Below are 18,489 nucleotides of genomic sequence, written 5' to 3'. Positions count from 1 at the left end.
CCTGAAAAACAACAAGGATAAGATTTATATATGCGTTACCAAAAATTGGACACGGTTTTACCTTATGAAAAACGGAGCTATTCATCTTCATTTACTCGGCATGCCTTTGCGGAAAATTTTATTAGGAGTAAGTTATGGGTCATTTTATGGCTTCATCCACTGCAGTGAGCGGCCATAGATATGTTAGGAGCAAGCCGTATCCAAAGCATAAGGTAGATACGCTGAACGAGTTGGTGGAGGACCTTCAAAGGTATGAGACTATCATGTTGATAGATTTGAAGGAGTTGCCGAATAGGGTTCTCAAGGAGTATAGATACTTGTTGAGGGGTAACTCCAAGATAAAGGTCGTCAAGGGAACGTTGATTAAGATAGCCATGGAAAAGGCATATGGTGGTGTAAGCGATGAAGTGGCTCAGCTTTTAAGGGGCGAGATAGGCTTGTTGTTCACCAATGAGAATCCATTTGAGCTGAATAGATTCATTGCTAGAAACGGAGTTAGGAGGTTTGCCAAGGATGGCGACATAGCGCAATTCGAGCTGACCATTCCCGCAGGCAATACCGGCATTAATCCAGGTCCGGTGCTCAGTAGGTTCGGCAAGATGAAGGTGCCAACCCAGATCAAGGATGGCAAGATATGGGTTGCCAAGGATACGGTCGTGGCTAAGGCTGGGGATAAGATAAGCGCAGATCTAGCCGACATATTAAGGCTGCTCAACATAAAGCCCGTCTTCGAGTCGATAAGGATCAAGGCAGCGATAGTGAGGGGCAAGTATGTGATCCGCGGCGAGGAGTTGATGCCGAATGCTGAGGAGTATAGAAAGCTAATAGAGGCATCCGCCGCTCAAGCGTATAACCTAGCCGTCAATGCCGTCTATCCGCTGCCCGAATTGATGCCGGTCTACATAAGGAAGGCCGTGGCGGAGTCCATTAACTTGGCTGTGAATGCGTTGATATTCACGGAAGAATCCGCGGCGCCGATACTGGCGAAGGCGGAGGCGCAGGCGAATGCTTTGGCATCCGCAATAGCGAGCAAGGCGCCGGAGCTCGGCATACAAGTCTCAACTCCGCAACAAGCCCAGCCGGCGAACCCAGCGACTGAGGAGAAGAAGGAGGAGGCGGAGGAGAAGAAGGAGGAAAAGGGAGAGGAGGAGGCCTTGGGTGGCTTATCCAGCCTCTTCGGTTAGGATAATACTTCACGGTTCGAGGGATCCTCGGTACTTGAGGGCGGTGGCGGATTTCGCCGAGTCCCTTAAAATCCAATACTCATTTCAATGCTTGGAACCTGGCTACGGCATTCCGCTCTACGTGGCCAGGGGAGCCGATTATGAGAGGGCGGAGGCTGCATGCGCGTCCGGCGTCCCACCGCTCATGGAGTGGCCTGGCTTCGTGGATTTCATTAATGAGTTGGGAGTTGATCTAGTAGCTGTTCATGGATCCAATAAGCCACTCACATTAAGAGGTCTAAAGCCAGATGTATCCTTTATAGAGAGTGGGGAGCCGCTTCTCTCCAGTTACGTGAGGAGCAAGTGCCCTAAAAGCTTGCTTCTCTTGATTCTGGCGCCCGGCGTAATAATGGATAAGGCCATAAAGCAATTAGGGGAGTGCCGGCCCGAGATAGTTGGTCCCCTCATGGAGCTGCCGAGCTTCAGGGAGTACTTCAGGCGAGCCCTCCCATTAGTAATCCAGCATTGGAGGGCCATGCCGTGATCCAGCCATGCCGAAGGAGCCCTGGAAAAACTTAATACGAGCCAGAAGCTAACCTCCTGGACCCGTAGCTCAGTATGGAATCAGAGCGGCGGCCTTCGGAGCCGTAGGTCGTGGGTTCAAATCCCACCGGGTCCGCCAAAAACCATTAATGCCGTAATTGAGCTGGCCTTAGGCCTGGGATTGGTCCATTCCTTTGATAATTCATGTTAATTCTTTATTATTTGCATTCAATGAATTATCTTGTTTGAATGTGGTGGTGCGTTATTGGGAAGTTTGAGGGTATAGGCAAATTTTTAAACATTGATAGAACTGAACAGGTAAATGCGCGTTATCGTCAAGCATTTCAGGAACTCTAAGGAGTTGAGAGCATATGTAGATACGGAATTGGCATCGCTTAGGCGTGAATTGATGAGTTTGAGTGCGGTGACCAAGAATTACAGTGGAGAAGACCCTCTTCCCTCCAATGAGGCATTTAAGGAGATAGTATTCAAGAATTCAAGCGGACAGGAGATATTCAATGCAAGGATTTACTATAAGGCAAGCAAAAACACAGAAATGTTGATAATAAACGAGGCCATAGCTTATATAAAGAAGAAGTACGCTTTGTTGGAGGATTTTAAGAAAAAGATAGATTTCATAATGTGGGATGGACCGCTCCTGGTATTAATGGTGGACTCCATACCATACATTATAATAATGGATAAAAACACAACAAATAACATAGAGGATGAGAAGTAATTAATTGAACGATATATTCAATGATCAACTCGCACATATATTTGACATATATCTGGTTTAATAGCATCATGAATTACCACCTTCTCTCGTTTGACCTCCCTCCCTACCCTGAAGGAAGGGGACCACTATCCTTTGCCATCCATAAAACAGTCCATGCAAGGACTTGATGGAAATGGAGATAAGCTATGAATAACTGCCTAAATACAATGGAATTAATTCATTAAGGCTGAGAAGTTTCATCATGCCAACGAAGCACGCGGTATATCTATTCCGAGTCGATTTGATTGATGATGCAGAGGAGAGCGTCAACCTGCCTCTGATTTCGCGATGCCTTAGAATGCAAGCCATTAATGCAATGCATGGGGGCGTTGGATGGAATACCATTATTTTCCCATGTAGAGCCAGTTTTCATCTTTATCACCAGAGACCCAGTTCGTAAAGATGGGGTAGTTTATGAATTAACCGCTATGTTTTTTATAATGTTATAATTGCATTAAATCGGTGGATTCCCTCAAGCTCGCCGTGGCGGAGGTGGGGTTGAAAAGGATCTACGTGGAGGTCCTCCCGGACGATGAGTTATTCGTGGTGTGCGAGTGCCGTAGGAGGAGGCTGACTAAACCTGTAAGGTACGCCCTTGGACAGCTGCTGCAGAGGCTGCATTACATGAAGCCTCGGGTAAAGTTGGTAATGGGTGCTCGCATTGTGGAGATCAAGCCATACGTCCACGCTAAGCGGGGCAAATACATCGATGCAGCCTCCAGCCTGGGTAGGCTCAGCTGTGATTTCCATGGAGTACTCGCGGTGGTGGATGCCAACGCCATATATATAGGCAAATTGCTGAGGGAGGCCGAGCGGATTGGAGCCATTAAGGGAATGGATATAATGATAATAAGCGATCCAAGGCCTGACTCGGATATAGCAGCCATGGCTATAAACATGGCTAAGAAGTATGGAAGGGTCATCTTGATAACCCATGATAAATGGTTCGCCCAGCTGCGGGGAATAGACGTGATAATACTCAACAACAAGGGCCTTAATTCCGCCACAATTGCCGAGCTGATCGATAAGCTGGAGATGGCGTTGGTTTGAAAGATTATCGATTATTGATTATTATTATTGCGTCGATCAACGAAAAGCATATTAATCCACTTAATTGTATGTTTGTCAATGAGTGCCGACAAGACAAAGTCATGGTATAAGGTATCAATAGAGGTGGCCAAGCTATTCGGCGGAAAGATCTCCGCCATTCCGAAAGTTCCCGTGACTAACTTACAGGACTTCTCAATATACTACACTCCCGGCGTGGCTGGGGTCTCGCTCGAGATAGCCAAGGACCCTGATAAGTCCTTCGACTTAACTTGGAGGTGGAACGCCATAGTGGTGTTAACTGATGGAACCAGGGTGCTGGGCCTAGGAAAGGTCGGGCCGGAGGCCGCTATGCCGGTCATGGAGGGGAAGGCCCTTATATACAAGTACCTGGGCGGAGTGGATGCCATACCGATGCCCATAAGGGCCAAGACGCAAGAGGAGTTCGTGCAGGTAGCCAAGGCAATAGAGCCAGCGTTCGGCGGCATAAACCTGGAGGACATAGAGTCCCCCAAATGCTTCTATTTATTGGATACCCTAAGGAAGGAGCTGGCTATACCTGTGTGGCACGATGATCAGCAAGGAACGGCCGGGGCCAGCTTGGCTGGGTTATACAATGCATTGAAGCTGACTAATAGAAGAATAGAAGATACAACCATTGTGCTATATGGAGCGGGGGCGTCCAACATAGCCACCGCCAGGCTCTTAATGACGGCGGGCGCCAAGCCTGGCAACATAATACTAGTCGATAGCAAGGGGCCGCTGCACGCCGAGAGAGACGATATGGATCACTTGATGTTGAGCCATCCATGGAAGTACGATTTGGCGTTGAAGACTAACTCCCGACGGGCGAAGACCATGGAGGAAGCCGTCAGCGGAGCAGACGTTTTGATAGCGGCATCCACTCCAGGGCCGGGCGTTGTAAAGAAGGAGTGGGTTAGGGCCATGAATAAGGATGCAATAGTGTTCCTGCTGGCAAACCCAGTGCCGGAGATGTGGCCGTGGGAAGCGAAGGAGGCGGGGGCCAGGATAGTGGCTACCGGAAGAAGCGATTATCCAAACCAAGTCAATAATAGCTTGATATTCCCAGCGGTGTTCAGAGGAGCCTTGGATGTGAGGGCTAGAACCATAACTGACGAAATGATCATAGCCGTCTCCCAAGAGCTGGCCAGGTATGCGGAGGAGAGGGGAATAAATGAGGATTACATAATTCCCAGCATGACGGAGTGGGAGATCTATCCGAGGGCTGCCGCTGCGGCGGCGGTTAAGGCCGTGGAGGTGGGAGTGGCGCGGAGGAGTACGACTAGGAACGAGGAGTACGAGAGGGCCAAGAACATAATAAACTCATCGAGGAATTCCCTAGATCAATTGATGAAGATAGGCCTTATAAAGCAGATACCGGAGGAGTTGTTGGTAGAGGTGAAGTGAATGATAACCATAAGGGAAGCGGGCGAGAAGGATATGGATAAAATGGTCGATCTGGTGGTCAGGCTCAAGCGATTAAACGAGGAATTCGATCCGCTTTTTAAGGTGAGCAACGATGCGGCTGAACAAGCAAAGAAATATTTGGAGGAGTGCTCCTCCAATAAGGACAGGAAGCTATTGATGATAGCTGAGACCGATTCCGGGGATGTGGTTGGGATAGTGGTGGCCGAGATCAGGAGGAGGCTGTTCTACGAGCCATCTATTGAGGGCGTCATAACGGACTTCTATGTGATGCCGGAGTGGAGGAGGAAAGGAGTTGGAAAGCAAATGATGGATAAGGCCATAGCTCTCCTGAAATCCAAGGGGGCTCAATTGATATCCGCCGAGTTCCCCGCCCAGAACCAAATAGCTGTGAACTTCTATAAGAAGTACGGATTCAGGCCATTAACTAATATATACGTAAAGGAATTCCAGTGAAGTACTCCAATGAATCCCTTAATATTTCTAAATTAATCCGCTCTATGCTTGAGATGACTCTTCTTCCCGCTGGGCGAGGGCCATCTTTTTGATGACTTGGGAAGTCTCCACGTCGATTATCTCAGCCTCGCCATCCACCACTCGAAGCACCTTGGGCTTTGTTTGCCTATAAACGCCTCCCTTCGATGTGAAAATGCTTATCACCTTTGAATCGTGATACAATTCGTAGCCCTCCGCGAAGAATTCATGGCCCCGCACTATTGCAGATAAGTGATTGATCTTCAAGAAGCTCTCCGTGACATCGCTTCCAAATAAGTATATGCCTGGACCCCTTGGATTAGGCGCGTACCCCTTTATTTCGGCCGGATCATTCCATAACAGCTGAAATGCCACTGGATCGGCCGGATCCGCGTCTCCCATGCGAAGCTTCTCTATATCTGCAAGGCTTGGAATCGGGTTGGGCACCCCGCCATGCACTAAGAACAAGCAGTCATTCAATACAGCCGCGTAGGGCAGCCGTGGAAATAGATCGCTTAACACCCTATTGAACAAATCACCTCCCAAGTAATGCATTGCTTCCTCAGCGAATCCATAATCGAAGCTGGTTAGCCTGGATTCGTGATTCCCCCTCAATGGAATCAGGGAACCATCAACGAAGAGTTCCAATACCTTGTAGAGCGTCTCCACTTGATACTCGCCCCTATCCACGTAGTCCCCAAGAGCCACGTACCTTGGATGGCCATCGCCGTACTTCTCCAAAATGGATTCGAGCGTGTGCAAATCGCCATGAAGATCGCCCAATATTATTGCATCCTTCATGGTAACTCGCACCAGCGGCCCCGCACCGTTCATTTTTTTAATGGCTAACTCCATTACTTCCTCGAAGGAGCGGCGATCTATCATTGAGCCATCCGTGGGCGATTAGTTTTAAAACTTCCTATAGCGTTCAATTAATATAAATATGGAACAAGTACTAATCAAGATAAGGCTGCTTCAGGTAACGGAGGACTTGATAAAGGATGCATTTATACAAAGATCCATGTTCACGAAAAGGATTGATAAGCTCACCCTAATGGATATCATTGAATCATATCCATTTGATCAATACGACTATAGGGCGGATGGAAGGCATCTTGAGTATACCATATCCACAAATGAATTGAATAAATTATTTAATGTTGCCCAGCAAAATAGGCTGCAAATAAACAGCATCAGATTCGAGGAGTTCGAGGACTGCGTCGAGATAAGTAACTCCGATGGAAGCATAGTAATCACATGCAAGGATGCCGCGTTGGGCAGCATTTATGAGCGGGTGGTTTTCCTCAATAAACAATCCGTGAGAAAATACGTGGGATTAACTTATGAATACAATAATCCTACTAAATCCCTTGAGGAATTGCTTAAGCAAGACGTGGTTTCCGTGGATGTGGAGGCCGGGATGGAATTAATAATATACTTCACAGTAGATGTGGCCAAGACGCCGCTTGAAGACGTGGCGGATGCGTACATAAACATATTGAGGGAAGGAACCAATAGAACCCCCACCGCCAGCGATATAGTTCCAATAGCGCTGTCGCGCGGGGCTGCATATGTCAATGCATTCATGCAGCGACCACAAGCGAGTCAGTTGCTCACCGCGAATGACATGGAAATAAGCATGGATGGAGGAATCGCTACCTTATCCCATAATTCCACTCCATTGATCAAACTGGATGCGAAAACACTGGATGAATACTTGGTTAGAGTTCTCTGGGCTGATTTGAACTTGCTTAAAATTAATTCAATCAACTATAGGTTAATTAATTTGGGAATAGAAGATGTAGAGGAGTGCAGCGAATCAATAGTGGAAAACTCGCTGAAGAGCTATAGCAAAGCATCTAACTAGAATTCCCATCTAAGAAACATAATCGAGGCATGGAAAGATAACCATCCTAACTATGAAGTCTATTACTCGCCGATCCCTGAGGAACAATGGCCACTATAGCCCTATCGAGTTCAAGGAATATCCATGAACGGCCGAAAATAAGATAAAAAACCTTCACTCCATCAGTCTGGGGCATGGCCATTTCATCCATCGTCATCATCAGAAGTGGTCATCACTGCAGCACTTCCCTAAACTAAGGTATTTAAACTTTAGGAGCGGGAATAGATAGCGGATTATTTTTATGATCGCGGAGATGAAGGTTACTCTTCGTCTTCCTCCTCGTCTTCCTCTTCGTCCTCTGCTTGAGGAGAAGCGCCCGCGTTGACGGTTGGCTCCTCCGAGGAGACCTCTCCCACAGCGTAGGATCGGCCTACCTTGGAGATCTTAACGCGGACCTTATCTCCCGGCTTAGTGTTGGGGACGAAGATTATGAAGCCGTTGACCTTCGCAACCCCATCCCCTTTCCTGGAGGTCTCGACGACCTCCACCTCCACTACGTCGCCCTCATTAACGGGCTTGGGTAAATTTCTTCGCCTCGGTGGGCCTCTTCGCCCATACGGTCTTCTTTCCGCCGTTCAAATCGCCTCGTTCAAGCGTGATTCCTACACATGGGTTAATAAATGTTTCCCTAGCCGATTGCAGGCAAGAATCAGCATTAGCCCATAGATGTAATGCTTCCTCATCTTATCGTCCGCGCTTGGGCCTTTCATCACAATTTTTAAATAAAGCAAAGAATAAAAATATTGCTATTAATAATAGAGAAAATGCAGTATTGTCCATTAAATCATTGCAAAAAGAGAATTAATAGATTGATTCTCACCATTTAAATCATATTAACCATTTATATACCTGAATACAATTAAGCAGTGCGACCAGATATGCCGGTCAATCTACAAGACTACCAAAAGAAAGAATACGACGTGGAATGCGATGGACGCACCACGAAACTAAAGCCAATAAAGGTATGGACCCTTGCACCAAAGGGTAGAAAGGGAGTCGTAATAGGACTATTCAAGTGCCCCAATGGAAAGACAATAAGAAAGTCGATAGGAAAAATCGAGCCCTAAGGAAAAACAACCAATTCCCTCTCAAAAACAAATAATTAATTTTATCACAAATAATTAATTTTATCTTCAATATCCTCCCTACCCTGAAAGATAAGAAATCCAAACCAGGAAACCGAGGTAAACGCGTCCATGGATGAAGGCTGCATTAATGAGCCGTGTTTCGGCCTTAAATGAGACTGAATTCCAATGCTGAGCCGAACAATAGCTTGTCCAGCTATATTTTAAAAACGGCCGGCGCAATCATGACCGTGGATTCCATCACAATAAAGATGTCGGGCCGAATATTCAATTCAGTCGATATCATTTCGAGATATATAGATATAATTTTGGCAGCCAAGGAGAGGGGGATGCGGCTAGCCATAGTGACGGGCGGGGGGGACACCGCGAGGCGATACATAGAGGCGGGAAGGCAATTATCGCTAAGCGAGGCGGCAAACGATATGTTAGGCATAGGGGCAAGCAGGTTAAATGCCTTGCTCTTGATATACGCCATAAACGCTAGGGGAGGCACAGTCCATCCCAGGGTGGTGACCAGCCTGGAGGAGGCTGGGGAGGCTTGGCTGGACAGCGGCCTAGTAGTAATGGGTGGACTACAGCCCGGTCAATCTACAACAATGGTTTCCACGCTTGTATCGGAGTACTTGGGGATACGCAAGATATTGAACTGCGCTAACGTTGATGGATTATACGAATCCGATCCCGCAAAGGATCCTAAGGCCAAGAAGATACGCAGGGCAACCATAGACGAGGCCGAGAAGATACTTGAGCGCAGCGCGGAGGTGGTCGCCGGCACCTACGAATTAATAGATAGATGGGCCCTCTCCATAATGAAGAGGAGCGGAATATCTATGCAGATAATCGATGGACGGAGCCCTGAGATGCTGGAGGCAGCGTTGAGCGGCAGGGATGACGTGGGATCCATCATAGTTCCATGGTAATTGACAAAGAAGAACCGAGCCCCAATCGCGTTTTGAGGGAAATGCTTTATTGTTGTTGGCAGCTGCTTATTTATGGATACAAACGAGCTACGGGCGGAGACAATCAAGATAATGAAGGAAATGATACCGATAAAGGCTTTGGCTCCCGAAAACGGCGGGGAGGGCGAGCTGGATAGAGCGGAGTTCCTGCAAGGTTATATAAGGCCCTTCTTCGACGAGGTGCGACGAGTGGATGCGCCGGACCCCCGCGCTAAGGGCGGCGTTAGGCCCAACATAGTGGCCACCACTCGAGGCGAGAGAATGCTATGGATAATAGCGCACATGGATACGGTTCCAGAGGGGGATCCCAACCTATGGAGATATCCGCCCTTCCAAGCCACGGTGGAGGGAAATAAAATCTACGGGAGGGGAACGGAGGATGATGGGCAGGGAGTATTGGAGGGGATCCTATTGGCGGAGGCAGCCAGGGAGGAGGAATTAAGGGGATTAGGCGTCATACTGGCCAGCGATGAGGAGGTGGGGTCCAAGTATGGCATCCAGTACCTGCTTAAGGCGGAGCCCAACCTAATCAAGCCCGGCGATTTGGTTATAGTACCAGATGCGGGCAGCCCAGATGGCTCCAGGGTGGAGGTGGCCGAGAAGGGCATTCTTTGGATGAGGATTAGCGTTGAGGGGAAGCAAACGCACGCCAGCACTCCCGGCAAGGGGCTTAATGCGGCGAGGCTGGGAATGAGGCTGGCAATCGAGATGGATACGTACCTGCACGAGAGGTATAACGCAATAGATGCTATGTTTGAGCCGCCCATATCCACATTTGAGCCAACCAAGAGGGAGAAGAACGTGGATAACGTAAATACTATTCCGGGCACCGATGTGTATTACTTCGACTGCAGGATACTTCCGGTGTATAGGATAGATGATGTTCTTACGGATGTGAGGAAGCTCGCGGAGTCCTTTTGCTCCATATATGGTTGTAAAATCAATGTAGAGGTCGTCAATAGGGAGGACCCCAGCCAACCAACGCCTCCCGATTCTCCCGTGGTGACAGGCTTGATAAATGCATTGAAGCGAACCCGGGGAGTAAGCGCCGTTCCCGTGGGCATAGGTGGGGGCACATACGCCAAGTATCTGAGGGAGCGCGGCATGCCAACGGCGGTTTGGATGACCATAGATGAGACCGCCCACTCCCCTAATGAATACATGGTGATCGATAATGCCATAAAGGACGTCGAGACCCTGTTGGTAATGCTAAGGGAGCTGAATTCAACCACAAGCAAGTAATGTGTTTTTCGCCTCAAATTCTAATAGTACGATAAACCCTTTTTGTTCAATACATCATAAATTTCTACCGCTCGCGCATTTTCACGACGCCGTTTATTACGGATATAATAAACGAGGGAGAACCGGAACTCTTTTCATATTGTAATGATGTACCAGCATAATTTTCCATTCCAGTTGGGGTCTCAACGGTGATTTTACCATTATTGACTGATATTAGCACGGATGAGTTGGCCGGAACTTCGGAGTTCACCACGCCGTTGATGATGGATACGGAATATTTGCCGTAGCTTTGATGAGTAAATGACATATTGGCCACGCCGTTGACCAAGGATATAGCAGCGTAACTCGAGCTGGAGTTAATGAGGAGGGCCACGCCGTTGACCAAGGATATTCGGAGGCTCGATGCATTCACGTCATTTAGATAAACCATTCCATTGACGAGGTCCACTCCAGCTGTCGTTATCTTGGTTCCATTCAGCGAAACAAATCCGTTGGTGCCGTTAATGGATATTAGTCCGAGGACCCGCGAGTCGGGAACCAGTAAAACCAAGTTAATGGAGCATAGCCAGCTCGGCCACCAATAGAATTGCTCGTTGGACCTTATGCTCAAATAAAGCGAGGCATCGACCTCCGAGACAGTGTAATGCAAATAGTTCGGTGGACATAAAATTGAGCGTTTAATCTCTATCGCTTGGAGGGATTGACCAGCATAGGAGCGAATGGTTAAGTTACCCGCAGAATCACGTGCGGCTATATATATGTGGTTCACATCATTCATGGGAATGGACTTCGTGGTAATGGATGCAGTCCCATTAATTAGATGATTTACGAGAAAGCTGAGAATGACTGAGGCGGCTACCACCGCCAGCACTAATATAGTTGCCTTGGTCTCGAGCCTCATACTCACTCCTGGAGCTCCTTCTCAAGCTCCCTTATCCTCTCGTTTAGCATCTGTATCTGCCTGTTTAACTCCTCAATGGACTTCCCAAAATCGCTTACCTGTCCGACGGAGGGAACCGCCTCCTTTGTCCTGATTATCCTGCTCCACGAGGTGACGCCCACTACCAGAACCACGAAGGAAAAGACCACGCCCGTCACTCCCGCGTACATCACCATGGCCACCACGCTGATCCCCACTACGGCCCACACTATTGCAGTTTCCACTATGAAGCTCCTGTCGTATTTACCGCTCATCTCCGCCACCCGCCAGTTCCACTATTATGCGGGGGTTCACGGTTATATTGAAGTCCACCAATTCGTAGTACCTCAATGCCTTCGCCTCTCCTTCCACTAATTTCACGCTGCTTCTCACCAAGCCTGCCTTCTGCAGCTTCACCAAGTGGACCTTTGCCAAGGCCCGGCTCACCCCCAGTCTCTTCGCTATATCCGATAAGTAAAGCGAGCCATTCATCGCCAGTATCGCTATTATCCTCAGCCTCAGCGGATGGCCGAGGCCATCCATTATGGAGGCCATCTCCTCCAACCCCTTCTTTTCCATACATTTCCATCAAAGTAACTAAAAAATTACGCGTATTTAAATTTTTCTCAGGCGAGGAATCGCAATATACCAACAATTGCACCCGATATCAAGGCGAGGATCAACCGAGGAAGAGCGAAGCTTCCGACAAAGTGTTTCCAGACACGATCTTCTTAACGCAACCTCAAGCGACTGCCTCTCAGGATAATGAATAGAGCCAACCCCATCATAAGCAATGAAAAGAATGAGACATAAAAGACCATTGATGATAAAAATACTCCGCCTATTAGCGGAGATAAAATGAAGATATATAGAACTTCGCTCTCTAACCCCTTCCTTAAGTCGAATCTAATCGCTGAATTGCAAGTTATTCCCCTAAACCTAGGTATTATAGCATGGACTGCCGACCTATATTTCAAGTATTCCTCTCCATGGCTTAATATAAGGATTCTCTCTTCTGCAACTATAAGCAAGTAAATCAAGACACCGAGCGCGGCTACAATGAAGATTAAACCAAATAGCGACAAGATAGGGAGAAAGCCGATAATCATCAATAATGAGCCTAAATATAGCGGATGCCTCACATGCGCATACGGTCCACAAGTTATCAATGATTCGTCATGAATTAGTCGCGAATGAACTATTGAAGAACCCAAGTAACCCGAACCCCATATCCTTAATAGAAAACCCATTATGCCTATTATGGAGCAAGCCATTACGAATATCTTGATCTGCATGAGAGAAAGATGAAACAAAGCGAGTAGGTATGCGGCCAATGAAGGACCTCGAGAAACCGCAAACCCCATAACATAGATGGCAATGAATAACACCAAACGATATCTGAATACGTGTTTGTAGACATCCATAATGTAACTAAAAAATTACACGTATTTAAATATTTTCATTTGAACAAGACATCCATGTAAAAAAGAAAGAAATAGCGCGGCGCCAAGGGCGAACAATGACCTCGATCCCTTAAGGAAAAGGCCTTATCAATTAATTGATCCACAAATCGACAACTCCAATGCCGGGAGACATAAGATGAAGACCGACCTCAACAAAGGACGCACACAGTTCCGGAAACCCATTAAATACACTTAAGAAATAGAGCCTAATGACACACGATTTAAGGTATTACATTGCCCAAAACCTGGGAATAACGTAAACGGCAATGCCGTATAGCGCTACGGGTAACCGCAAAGCCGAATTGAAGCCACCCCCCTCAGCTAAAGGGCGTTCCCCCATCTCCCACGGCGAATTGTTTCGATGTGGAAACTAGCGTGAATTCAGGATTGAGGGGGAGGTGATTGGGGCGGCAATCCGTTTCCCGTGCACGAGAACCTCCAACCGCCGGTGGAGCTGCTTTGATGAGCATAACCCCAATTAATCACGTGGAAGTAGGGAGTCAAGCTGGGCGGTGGCTGTGGATAGAAGACCAGCCAATACATATCAAGCGAGGCCAGCTCGTTTGTGCAACCCATCCAACCGCCCGTGTTCACGCTGGCGGAGACCCCCATGGGAACGGCTATCTCGACGAACGAGGAGGCCCCCCACGTCAAAGCCCCATTTACTATGTAGAAATTAGAGGTGGCCGTATCCAATGAATTAGGCTCCATTGCATAGGAGACGCTCGGTTGCATAACCCATGTGTAATTAGTTGATAAGGCTACGCTGGGCTCTCCGTATATGCTTATGGTTGATGGGGGAACCATCACATTGACCCCACCGGTGAAGCCCACGCCTGAGGTAGATATGCCCACGCCCACATCATATGATTCTTGGTCTTGCCCGGCCATTGGATAAATCCCCCACCAGTAACCCCAGCCAGCGAAGGTTACTCCATTTATTGGGCAGACCGGTGCCATGTCGGGCGTCACCACGCCTTTGGCGCATTCATACGATGAGTAGTAGTCTTGGTAGGAGGAAAGCCAGTTTATGCTGGTTCCAGGGCCAGGCCTAACCCAGATCCAGGTCCAAGTGTTGCCCGGTATGTATGGATACCTGATATTATTGAAGGCGCCTAGATTGACATCACCGCTTACCGCTATGCAGAAGTCCGCAGCATATTCCGTGTCAGTATCAATGCCATACTGATTGTCATAAACATACTCTTGGCCCGTTAAGAAGAAGTAGGTATTGCCGCCATTGATATAATTGACTTGCCCGGGAACTGCATTGTATTGACTGGCCATGTATTCACACACGTCAGAGCCAGCGGTCGAGGAGGAGAGCGGCTGGAAAGATGATGCAATCAATCCGAACAATTGTGATGATGTAGGCCTAGTCGAACTTACCATGAATTCGCTCCACTCGTACCTCTTAACCCCTAGGTCGCTGGCAGTGGCTGGCCCCATAAGTAGAACCCTACTCCCTATCGCCGCCGCAACAACGTAGTCCTCATTGCCCGGCCCAGGCACCACTACGACATTAGAATTAAATGCTTCCCTCCACGCATTAGCTATCGCCACCTCAGCCGCTAAGGCATCGCTACCGTTGATGCTTATGATTATGAAGTCATGGCCCCTCAGGAGGGGCTCCAAGTAATTGGTTACTGAAGAGGAGTTAATATTCTTGATAAGATAACCCCAATCCACCGCCACCACGGAGCCGGGAGGCACATCCTTGATGTTTGACGCATTGATCTGCCTGAAGTTAGGGAACCCAGCCGCCGCCAGCCTAGCCCCTAGAGAAACTGGGCCAGCCAAGTACACAGCGCCATTGAAGGGAAACGCTTGAGGTGGACGTGGTTCGTGAGGTGAACCAATGAATGACCTATGCACGTGAAGTGAACCATATGTGGCCATTACTAGGGAGACCGCTATGATTACGCCCACAATCGCAATGCATCTCTTGCATGATCTCCCAGCAACTCGCATAAATTAAGAATTGATTCTCGCTTTTTTTTATTGCGCTTGTTATTTTGAGCGAACAAGCGATCAATTATGCCAAACGCGGCGGGACGCAACGACTAGGAGGCGAGTCCATGGGCTAGAGATCGTTGGATCCCTTCACTTGAAGATCAATGACAGAATTAAGCTGCCCGCGAGATTTTGAGTCCACGGACGGAGGTAAGTGCCTCATCCAATGCCCCTGAGCTGGTACCTCGCCATTCTTCTTATCTTCCTTACTTGGTTGACGACGGAGGAGCCGAGGGGCCCCAGTTCCCTTTGGTATGCATCCACGGCTATCTGCACCAGCTCGGCCATATTATTGCTCTCCAGGGACTTCATTAGAATGTTGAGGTCTATTGCGGCCTCCTCCACTGATAAACCGTTACCGGGCATCCTGGCGCTCAATCCGAAGTCTATTATGTAGAGGCGGTCGCCCACCAATGCATTTGCCGGGGTGGGATCTCCATGCATGAAGCCGTTAGAGTGCAGGATCGCCAAGTACTTCGCGAACAATTGCAGCAAGTCGCTCCGCGAAGGGAGAAGATCCATTAATCTAGGCGATTTTATGTACCTCATCCTTATAATGAACCTGGATGTGTCGACATCATATACCTCTGGCACGGGGACCAGCCGGGACGCGGCAAGCATGTTCTTGGCCTCGTTTATTGTCCGCCTAAACCTGATCCTCTCGTCCACCTCCCTCAACCTGTACGGCTTGGCAACGCGTTCCTTGACCAGCACCCTTAATCCCAGCCAATCCTCCAAGTAAAGAACGGCCTCCGCCCCCCTGGCTATCATCACTCTATCCATTTTCCCGAGTGTATCTTCTCCAATAGGTAATCGTGTAGGAATTTAAGTCCATGCGTGGATAAGGCCTCAATCTCGACCTTCTTCTTCATCTTGAGGAATAGGTTTATCTCCTTCTGCCATGCCTCGGATTGGAACCAGGGATACCTTACCAATTCCTCCGCCCTCTTTATGTCGCGCTCGTTAGCGGCTATCACGTAGTCGCTGGATATCTTATAGTTTATTATATCGGACGTGGTTACTCCTATGAACTTGGCATCGGGCGTGGCCAGCCTCTCCGACTCATAGCTTAGCTTTATTGAGCCGGACTTATACACGGAGTAGATGTAATACCCATATGGATCGCTATCCGTCAACACATACACGGGCAGCTTGTAATCCTCGTTTAACCTCCTAACGAACTTCCTAGTGGCCCTATCCGGCATACCCCTCGCGGTTATCAATATCGCATTCTCCCTATTCCAGTACCCCTCCCTATTTAGCCTTTGGAAAATGGCATCCTTCTCCACGACCAGTACGTAGGATGCCTCTATCTTCACTATGTCCAGCTCATCGGGATTCGGGGGCAGACCCAGGGCCGTATCCCCCATCCTAGTAGCATCTATCTCGAACCCCTTCGATCTAACCACTATGGGCCCGACCACCTTTCCCTTAACGTCGGCCGAAAGGCCCATCTCCTCCCTCAACACGTTCAGACCAACCTCCAAGTCCTCTATTGCCGCGTTCGACTCAGCCTGCTCATCCCACGTGTTCTCCCTAACGGCGCCCACATTGGGCACCCTGAATGTTATTGTGTGCTTCCCGTTATAGTAGAGATCCCTTATTGTGGGGTAAACGCCCTCCCTTATTGATGATACTATCAGCTTAAGCATCAATATGGTTTGCATGAATCTCTTGGATTCCTTCATGTCCAGCAATCTACGCTTCAACTTATCGGGTCCCAGGACCACTATCCTCCTCTTCGGATCCCACACGGTGTTGCTCAACGTCCTCGACGGGATCTCCAATACGGGCTCCTCTCCACGCTCTATCTGTGCATATAATTCCTGCGCCAAGCCCTCCATTATCTTAAGTACCTCCGATCTAGGCTTGGCCTTGCTGTTGCTGCTGCTCTCCATCTCCTTCCACCTCCTCTATGGCTTCCAAGTATTTAATCTTTCTTGAAATGACCTTCTTCAATTTATTGAGGACTTGATCCTCCTTAATCCCCAATATGGATGCTATGGATGACGCCACCTCTCGCGAGAACATGGTGAACATGGCATACCTCATCATTGCTTCCTTCTCCTTCTCCTTCCTGGAGAGATACACCCTGAGGCGACGCGCGACCTCCCTGATGGCTAGCCTGACCTCGCTCTCTATCTCGGGAACATCGGCTATTGCCTCCTTACCTGCGCTGGCATACGGTATCTTGGTGGAGCATATGTGCACCACGACAACCAAGGGCGCGGGGAATTTCACCTTGTATAGACTCCAATCCACCTCGTCCACCACATGCCTCACGACATCGTTTCCCTCGTCATATAGTAGGGGAACCTTGTTGGCGAATCTATATATTATCGGCCTGTCGCTGGGCTCTATCTTTCCTCCCCAAGCCACCGCTGCCTCCACTATGAAGGGATTGCCGGAATAGGATGATGGTTTCCTGGTGGTGGCGAACACGGCCTCCGGCTCCAGAGTTTTGCGGATGCCTTGCTCCAAGAGCTCCGTGCCCACCGGACTCAACCAATCCGCTCGAGGCCTTCTCCATTCGTTGTACTCCCTCATCTTGGTGACCAGGTGGGTTATTTCATCGGTGTTCAATTCCTTTATATTCCTCCCCGGATCTATTCCTATGGATTGCAAGAAGTTCATCGCAGTCTCCTCCCCCACCCCATCGAAGTTCTCCACCATGAACTCCGACACGGGGGAGTCACCATTCCTGGATATCAACTGCTTGACCGCCTCTATGTCCACGCTCTTGGGATGGGGAAGCCCCTCCTTCGGGGGAATGGGCAAAGTCAAAGTTACCCTCTCTATATCAATGACCGCGCCGTCAGGCTCCTTCACGTGTATCTCGGCATACGGCGCAACCATAGCCACTCTCTTGATATACTCCTCCACCCTGTGCTTCGCCTTCAACCAATCGCCCTCCATCACCACGTGAACCGCGGTTCCATGCCACTTGTACTTGTTATCCCACTCCTCTTGGTATTTTATAAGCGGCTCATTGCGGAGCGTGTCTATCATTATGTCGAATCTATATACCTTGTCCGATCCCTGTTGGGCGCTTATCACAGTTATCGGTTTATTGGTGGTCGATTGCGCATAGAGAATCACCATTTTAGCCCCTAATCCGAAGATGCCCCTGTGCTGCTTCACCTTGTACTTGGAGCTATAGAATACTCGACCAAAAACATTGGGTATCTCATCCTTAGGTATCCCAATCCCATTGTCCTCTACATATATGGATAGCCAATTATCCCTCTCAGCGTATTTTATGTAGGCCTTTATGAATGGGTGGATCCCAAAGGTCTCCGTTGCGTCTAATGCATTTTCTATTAGCTCCCTAACGGCTTGATAGAGCGCCCTAGATGGGTTGGCGAAGCCCGCCAATTCCTTATTTCTGCGGAACCACTCCGATGGCGATAATGATTCGAACTTTACGTCAGTGGCCATTCTTGGCGAACCG

20 protein-coding genes and 1 tRNA gene are annotated in these 18,489 nt (G+C 48.6%); 11 read left to right on the top strand and 10 right to left on the bottom strand.

Going from position 1 to position 18,489, the window contains the following annotated elements:
* Window positions 1-146: 146 nt before the first annotated feature.
* The 7 genes from ACZ5ZS_RS02000 to ACZ5ZS_RS01970 all read left to right on the top strand — a co-directional run bounded on the left by ACZ5ZS_RS02000 (window position 147) and on the right by ACZ5ZS_RS01970 (window position 5,433).
* Complete coding sequence (locus ACZ5ZS_RS02000; protein WP_188596220.1) at window positions 147-1,184, top strand: 50S ribosomal protein L10; 1,038 nt, start codon at window positions 147-149, stop codon at window positions 1,182-1,184.
* On the top strand, window positions 1,159-1,707 hold the full coding sequence (locus tag ACZ5ZS_RS01995) for a hypothetical protein (protein ID WP_188596219.1): 549 nt from the start codon (window positions 1,159-1,161) through the stop codon (window positions 1,705-1,707). The genes ACZ5ZS_RS02000 and ACZ5ZS_RS01995 overlap by 26 nt, the downstream gene beginning before the upstream one ends.
* A 58-nt stretch (window positions 1,708-1,765) precedes the next feature.
* Window positions 1,766-1,845: transfer RNA gene (locus ACZ5ZS_RS01990), tRNA-Arg, on the top strand.
* Window positions 1,846-2,028: 183 nt separating this feature from the next.
* Complete coding sequence (locus ACZ5ZS_RS01985) at window positions 2,029-2,445, top strand: hypothetical protein (protein ID WP_075058924.1); 417 nt, start codon at window positions 2,029-2,031, stop codon at window positions 2,443-2,445.
* 501 nt (window positions 2,446-2,946) lie between these two features.
* Complete coding sequence (locus tag ACZ5ZS_RS01980; protein ID WP_188596218.1) at window positions 2,947-3,534, top strand: hypothetical protein; 588 nt, start codon at window positions 2,947-2,949, stop codon at window positions 3,532-3,534.
* A 78-nt stretch (window positions 3,535-3,612) separates the two neighbouring features.
* Window positions 3,613-4,959, top strand: a complete 1,347-nt coding sequence (locus ACZ5ZS_RS01975; protein ID WP_188596217.1) for an NAD(P)-dependent malic enzyme — start codon at window positions 3,613-3,615, stop codon at window positions 4,957-4,959.
* On the top strand, window positions 4,960-5,433 hold the full coding sequence (locus ACZ5ZS_RS01970) for a GNAT family N-acetyltransferase (protein ID WP_188596216.1): 474 nt from the start codon (window positions 4,960-4,962) through the stop codon (window positions 5,431-5,433).
* Window positions 5,434-5,475: 42 nt separating this feature from the next.
* Here the strand turns inward: ACZ5ZS_RS01970 and ACZ5ZS_RS01965 are convergent, their stop codons facing one another.
* Window positions 5,476-6,336 carry a metallophosphoesterase family protein gene (locus ACZ5ZS_RS01965; RefSeq protein WP_188596215.1) on the bottom strand — a complete coding sequence of 287 codons (861 nt, stop codon included), beginning with the start codon at window positions 6,334-6,336 and terminating at the stop codon, window positions 5,476-5,478.
* 58 nt (window positions 6,337-6,394) lie between these two features.
* Between ACZ5ZS_RS01965 and ACZ5ZS_RS01960 the strand changes: the two genes are divergently transcribed.
* Window positions 6,395-7,318 (top strand): hypothetical protein, encoded by a 924-nt coding sequence (locus tag ACZ5ZS_RS01960; RefSeq protein ID WP_188596214.1) that lies wholly within the window; start codon window positions 6,395-6,397, stop codon window positions 7,316-7,318.
* A gap of 299 nt (window positions 7,319-7,617) precedes the next feature.
* Here the strand turns inward: ACZ5ZS_RS01960 and ACZ5ZS_RS01955 are convergent, their stop codons facing one another.
* The gene (locus tag ACZ5ZS_RS01955; RefSeq protein WP_188596213.1) at window positions 7,618-7,851 is read right to left on the bottom strand and encodes a TRAM domain-containing protein; all 234 of its coding nucleotides are present in this window, start codon (window positions 7,849-7,851) and stop codon (window positions 7,618-7,620) included.
* A gap of 372 nt (window positions 7,852-8,223) precedes the next feature.
* Here ACZ5ZS_RS01955 and ACZ5ZS_RS01950 point away from each other — a divergent pair, with 372 nt between their 5' ends.
* The 3 genes from ACZ5ZS_RS01950 to ACZ5ZS_RS01940 all read left to right on the top strand — a co-directional run bounded on the left by ACZ5ZS_RS01950 (window position 8,224) and on the right by ACZ5ZS_RS01940 (window position 10,643).
* Window positions 8,224-8,424 carry a chromatin protein Cren7 gene (locus ACZ5ZS_RS01950; RefSeq protein WP_425445008.1) on the top strand — a complete coding sequence of 67 codons (201 nt, stop codon included), beginning with the start codon at window positions 8,224-8,226 and terminating at the stop codon, window positions 8,422-8,424.
* A 248-nt stretch (window positions 8,425-8,672) separates the two neighbouring features.
* Window positions 8,673-9,362, top strand: a complete 690-nt coding sequence (gene pyrH, locus ACZ5ZS_RS01945; RefSeq protein WP_188596212.1) for a UMP kinase — start codon at window positions 8,673-8,675, stop codon at window positions 9,360-9,362.
* A gap of 72 nt (window positions 9,363-9,434) precedes the next feature.
* On the top strand, window positions 9,435-10,643 hold the full coding sequence (locus tag ACZ5ZS_RS01940) for a M20 family metallo-hydrolase (protein WP_188596211.1): 1,209 nt from the start codon (window positions 9,435-9,437) through the stop codon (window positions 10,641-10,643).
* 64 nt (window positions 10,644-10,707) lie between these two features.
* Here ACZ5ZS_RS01940 and ACZ5ZS_RS01935 read toward each other — a convergent pair whose 3' ends face one another.
* The 8 genes from ACZ5ZS_RS01935 to ACZ5ZS_RS01900 form a co-directional block, all read right to left on the bottom strand.
* Entirely contained in the window at window positions 10,708-11,550 is an 843-nt protein-coding gene (locus ACZ5ZS_RS01935; RefSeq protein ID WP_464858444.1) for a DUF4097 family beta strand repeat-containing protein, read from the bottom strand.
* Entirely contained in the window at window positions 11,547-11,837 is a 291-nt protein-coding gene (locus ACZ5ZS_RS01930; RefSeq protein WP_075058918.1) for a hypothetical protein, read from the bottom strand. The genes ACZ5ZS_RS01935 and ACZ5ZS_RS01930 overlap by 4 nt, the downstream gene beginning before the upstream one ends.
* Complete coding sequence (locus ACZ5ZS_RS01925) at window positions 11,827-12,141, bottom strand: ArsR/SmtB family transcription factor (RefSeq protein WP_188596210.1); 315 nt, start codon at window positions 12,139-12,141, stop codon at window positions 11,827-11,829. The genes ACZ5ZS_RS01930 and ACZ5ZS_RS01925 overlap by 11 nt, the downstream gene beginning before the upstream one ends.
* A 152-nt stretch (window positions 12,142-12,293) precedes the next feature.
* Entirely contained in the window at window positions 12,294-12,812 is a 519-nt protein-coding gene (locus tag ACZ5ZS_RS01920; protein ID WP_464858616.1) for a methyltransferase family protein, read from the bottom strand.
* Window positions 12,813-13,406: 594 nt separating this feature from the next.
* On the bottom strand, window positions 13,407-14,996 hold the full coding sequence (locus ACZ5ZS_RS01915; RefSeq protein ID WP_464858441.1) for a hypothetical protein: 1,590 nt from the start codon (window positions 14,994-14,996) through the stop codon (window positions 13,407-13,409).
* 201 nt (window positions 14,997-15,197) lie between these two features.
* Window positions 15,198-15,821 (bottom strand): KEOPS complex kinase/ATPase Bud32, encoded by a 624-nt coding sequence (locus ACZ5ZS_RS01910; protein ID WP_188596207.1) that lies wholly within the window; start codon window positions 15,819-15,821, stop codon window positions 15,198-15,200.
* Window positions 15,809-16,936 carry a DNA topoisomerase IV subunit A gene (locus tag ACZ5ZS_RS01905; RefSeq protein WP_188596206.1) on the bottom strand — a complete coding sequence of 376 codons (1,128 nt, stop codon included), beginning with the start codon at window positions 16,934-16,936 and terminating at the stop codon, window positions 15,809-15,811. The genes ACZ5ZS_RS01910 and ACZ5ZS_RS01905 overlap by 13 nt, the downstream gene beginning before the upstream one ends.
* Window positions 16,902-18,476, bottom strand: a complete 1,575-nt coding sequence (locus ACZ5ZS_RS01900) for a DNA topoisomerase VI subunit B (protein ID WP_188596205.1) — start codon at window positions 18,474-18,476, stop codon at window positions 16,902-16,904. The genes ACZ5ZS_RS01905 and ACZ5ZS_RS01900 overlap by 35 nt, the downstream gene beginning before the upstream one ends.
* Window positions 18,477-18,489: the final 13 nt, after the last annotated feature.

The organism is Thermocladium modestius (assembly GCF_055398215.1).
Note: the sequence above shows the minus strand (reverse complement) of the source record. Positions and strands in the feature narration are given on the sequence as shown.